Annotated in this window: 1 protein-coding gene; it reads right to left on the bottom strand. The window is 73.6% G+C overall.

What is annotated here, in order from left to right:
• The coding region (locus GA0115259_RS36795; protein WP_093604851.1) for a TerD family protein at window positions 1-1,078 on the bottom strand (1,078 nt) is incomplete at its 3' end.
• Between the last annotated feature and the right edge of the window lie 292 nt (window positions 1,079-1,370).

The raw sequence follows: 1,370 nt of genomic DNA, 5'->3' as shown, positions 1-1,370 counted from the left end.
GAGGCCGCAGGCCGGCCGCCGTCCGCTCCGCGTTGGTGAGGGCGACGACCTCGGCGGCGGTCCGTATCAGTCCGTCGGAGGTGAAAGGGCGGGCCCAGAGGGCCGTCCAGTAGACCTCGCCCGAGCGGGCGTCGACGGCGCGGCCGAGCCCCGCGTCGGTCAGCGCCGGATCGAACAGCGGCCCACGGATCGCCTCACCGCCGAGGCAGTACTCCACGAAGGCGCGCGGCGTACGCGGTCCGGAGACAAGATGCTGGTCGATACGGAGATAGTGGTAGCCGCCCGCGGTGATCCGCTGGAAGACGGAGATCCCGTCGGCGCTCTCCGCGCCGAGCCGCCGCTGTCCCGCCATCGCCGCCGTGTGGGCCTGGGCCGCGGCCGAGAGTCTGCCGTCCAGGGCGACGGCCGGTACGCCCGCCCTGAGCCGTTCGGCCCGGACGAGCGCCGCGAATTCCGTCGCCTCGGCCGACTCGGCGGACATGCCGCTGCTGTATCTCGTCGGCGCGCCGTTCGCGCGGACGGCCGGCGGCGGTGGAGGCCCGACGGGCGCGGTGGATCCGACGGCCGCTGTGGCCGCGGTGGCGTCTCCGGCGGCCTCCTCGGTCACGTCCACACCGAAGTCCCGGGCGATGCCGGCCAGCCCGTCCGCGTATCCCTGACCGAGCGCGCGCAGCTTCCATCCGGCGCCGCGCCGGTAGATCTCCGCCAGCAGCAGTACCGTCTCGTGCGCCGGACGCACGGGAGTGAACCGGGCGAGCACGCCTCGGCCGCCACTGCCGCGCACGGTCAGCGTCGGCACCGGCAGCCGGCCCAGCACGATACCGGGATCGGCCGGGCTGATGACCACCGTGACCCGGCTCGCGCCCGCCCGCAGCCGCCGCGGATCCACACCGACACCGCCGTCGTACAGCCGGGCGCCCGGCGCCGACGGCTGGTTGTAGAAGACGAAATCGCCGTCGCCGCCCACCTTCCCGCTGTCGTCGGTGATGAGTACGGACAGGTCGAAGGGCCCCGGCACATCGATCGTCAGCGCCGTGTCCGGCAGGGCCAGATTCCCTCCGGGAACCAGCTCGATCATCGCCACCGCCCGTTCCGTTCTGTTCCGTATCCTCAGGTGCGTCTTCAGCAGCGCCGGCTTCGCGCGGCGCTGCTGAGGGAACGTCGTGGAGGGCGGCCACGGTTCCTTGAGTCGGCTCCCGTCCCGCCGACCGGGACCGCTCGGCGCTCAGTCGTGATTGTGGCTGGACGAGGTGTCGTCCGGCGGGACCGTACGACCGCCGTCGTTTCCGCTGATGACGACGGCGAGAAGGGCGATGACGGCTCCCGCCGCGGCGAGGCGTCCGCCGAGGCGCAGGCCCCAGCCCGCGCGC

The organism is Streptomyces sp. MnatMP-M17 (assembly GCF_900091995.1).
In the GTDB taxonomy this organism is placed as follows: Bacteria; Actinomycetota; Actinomycetes; order Streptomycetales; family Streptomycetaceae; genus Streptomyces.
The sequence above is the reverse complement of the archived record's forward strand: the minus strand, read 5'-3'. Positions and strand labels throughout refer to the sequence as shown.